The sequence below is a fragment of the Streptomyces sp. MZ04 genome, from assembly GCF_004684775.1.
Lineage (GTDB): Bacteria > Actinomycetota > Actinomycetes > Streptomycetales > Streptomycetaceae > Streptomyces.
Genome location: NZ_SRIC01000519.1, coordinates 1 through 2,248, shown reverse-complemented (window position 1 = coordinate 2,248; position 2,248 = coordinate 1). Strand labels below are relative to the sequence as shown.

Here is a 2,248-nt window from a genome sequence, read left to right as displayed (position 1 = left end):
CATGAGCGTCTCGTGGGCTCGGAGATGTGTATAACAGACAGCCCCTCCCCCCTCAACCCTCCTGATAAAACCCGACGTTCACGCTGCGCGGCCCCGCCCGGTCCTGGATGACCACCTCACCGGACCCGCCCCGGGGCAGCGCGGCGGTCCCCCCGTACTCGATGGGCCGCACCTCACCCCCCGCCGTCACACGCACCTCCGACGAGGGATCCGGATGCGACCCGCGCAGCCAGGTGACGGACCAGGCCCCGTCGGGACCGCAGCGGAACTCGAGATGCGTGCGCGACACGAACAGCCAGTCGTCGGGCGGCACAAGACGGCACACACCGCGATCGCGCCCCACCCGCAGCACGGCACCCGGTTCGCTCGGCGCGTCAGCCATGAGCATGCCCGCGGTCGCGCCCGCGTCCTCCCCGGACACGGAGGCCATGGTGAGCTCCAGCACGTACGCTCCTCAATTCTCGGTGATCGAACGCGCGGCCGACGGAACACACTCCGCACCGCGCCGCCGCATCCTAAGTCGCGCCCTCCCGCGACCGCACGGTCTCCCCGGAACAGCGGCCCGGCTGGAACAATGGACACATGACTGAACGGAAGCCACCGGAAGTCACCTTCGAGTCGTGGATCGACAAGCAGATCCGGGAGGCGGAGCAGCGCGGCGACTTCGCCGCGCTGCCCGGCCACGGCAAACCGCTGCCGCCCGGCCTGGACACCACGTCGTACGACGAACAGTGGTGGATCAAGCAGAAGATGGTCCGCGAGGGCCTCTCCCACCTCCCCCCGACCCTCGCCCTGCGCAAGGAGGCCGAGGACGTGCTCGCCGCCGCGCCCGACGCCCCGTCCGAGAGCATGGCCCGCCGCCTCGTGACCGACCTCAACGAAAAGATCACCGAGGCCCTGCGCAGACCCCCACCGGGCCCGCCGCTGGGCCTGAAGCCCTTCGACGTCGACGAGGTCGCCCGCACCTGGCGCGAACGCCACCCGGACTGATCCCACGGGAGCCGTGCGCGAGGATGGGCCCATGAGCATCGTGAAAATCAACAAGTCTGTCAACGGACTCACATAGGGGCGGACCTGCGATGAGTCGTCCGGCGGCTACAGCTTAAGACCCCGCCCGGTAGTAACGGACGGGGCTGGTGGGCGTGCGTGTTCAGCGGCGCAGGTGACGGCTTTCACCCAGCAGCCGGAGTCCTGGGGCCAGACGGGGCAGGAGACCAGGACACCGGGTGTCTTCGGGCATCGGCCAGGAGTGCCAGCAGGCCAGGCACCAGAGCGAGCGTTGATGCTCCGGGTCGGGGGCCGCTTCGCCGCCGCAGCGGGGGCACTCCTGCAACGCGTCTCCTAGGCCGAGAGGTCGAATTCGCCCAGCTTGGCACCGCTGAGGAAGTCGGTCCATTCCGTGGGGGTGAACTCCAGCGTGCGCCCGGTCACGGAGCTGCGGACGACTACCGTGTCCGGCACGTTGGTGGCCACCTCCACACAGCGGGGGTCGTTGTTGTTGTACTGGCATGCGCTGGACGTGCGGAACTCGTAGTCGGGAATCGTGGTCATCGTGTCTTCCCTTCACTGCGCTGCGGGGATGCGGTCCCCGCGCCGTTCTACGGCCCGCCCCTGCGGGGACGGGAGTCTGTGTGCGTCGGACACTGACAGGGCGGCCACTGCGTCATGGCTAAGGCGCTCCTCTTGCGGCGGTCCGCGTGGTCCTGGTGCTCGTTGCCGTCGGTCACTGAACGCGCTCCACCACGGCGACTTCCGAGAACTCCCGCACGAACGTCATGTGTCCGGTGCGGCCCGTGTGCTCAATGCACATGTCTGTGCACACGTCAGCGTTGCCGGTCGGTGCAGAGGTCCAGCGGCAGTCAGGGTTCAGACAGCGCGCACTCGCAGTGGTCTCCGCCGAGGGGTGGCGGCGCATGACGTAGCTGATGTAGGCCGCGAACGCGCTTCCGCAGCGAATCCGCCCGGCTGATGCCTCACTGTCTCGCGGTTGTGGCACGCGACGCACAGTGGACGCAGATGGTTCGGCCCATCAGGGTTCGCCTCGCCCCGTGCGATCAACTCGCGTCGGGACAACGGGTGATGGTCTGCCACGTTGGCCAGACGGCCACACAGCACGCACCACGGGTGCTTTTAGAGGTAGGCCCTGCGGATGCGCTGCCACCGCGTGTCATAGACAGCGCCACCACGTGACGCACGGTCCTGTCTATTATACACATCTGACGCTGCCGACGAATAGCCTTGTGTAGAT

The 2,248-nt window shown here is 68.0% G+C and carries 3 protein-coding genes; 1 reads left to right on the top strand and 2 read right to left on the bottom strand.

The features are described from left to right. Positions 1-52: 52 nt before the first annotated feature. The gene (locus E2651_RS42700; protein ID WP_135336644.1) at positions 53-445 is read right to left on the bottom strand and encodes an FHA domain-containing protein; all 393 of its coding nucleotides are present in this window, start codon (positions 443-445) and stop codon (positions 53-55) included. 137 nt (positions 446-582) lie between these two features. Between E2651_RS42700 and E2651_RS42695 the strand changes: the two genes are divergently transcribed. Further along, positions 583-990: a DUF1992 domain-containing protein gene (locus tag E2651_RS42695; protein ID WP_135336643.1), complete on the top strand. Its 408-nt coding sequence runs from the start codon at positions 583-585 to the stop codon at positions 988-990. Positions 991-1,341: 351 nt separating this feature from the next. On the opposite strand, the gene E2651_RS42685 is transcribed toward E2651_RS42695, so the two are convergent. After that, the gene (locus E2651_RS42685) at positions 1,342-1,551 is read right to left on the bottom strand and encodes a DUF397 domain-containing protein (RefSeq protein ID WP_135336641.1); all 210 of its coding nucleotides are present in this window, start codon (positions 1,549-1,551) and stop codon (positions 1,342-1,344) included. Positions 1,552-2,248 lie beyond the last annotated feature (697 nt).

Bases quoted from the DNA above. Each gene is read 5' to 3' on its own strand.
- E2651_RS42695 (WP_135336643.1), top strand. From the start codon at position 583: ATGACTGAACGGAAGCCACCGGAAGTCACCTTCGAGTCGTGGATCGAC.
- E2651_RS42685 (WP_135336641.1), bottom strand. From the start codon at position 1,551: ATGACCACGATTCCCGACTACGAGTTCCGCACGTCCAGCGCATGCCAG.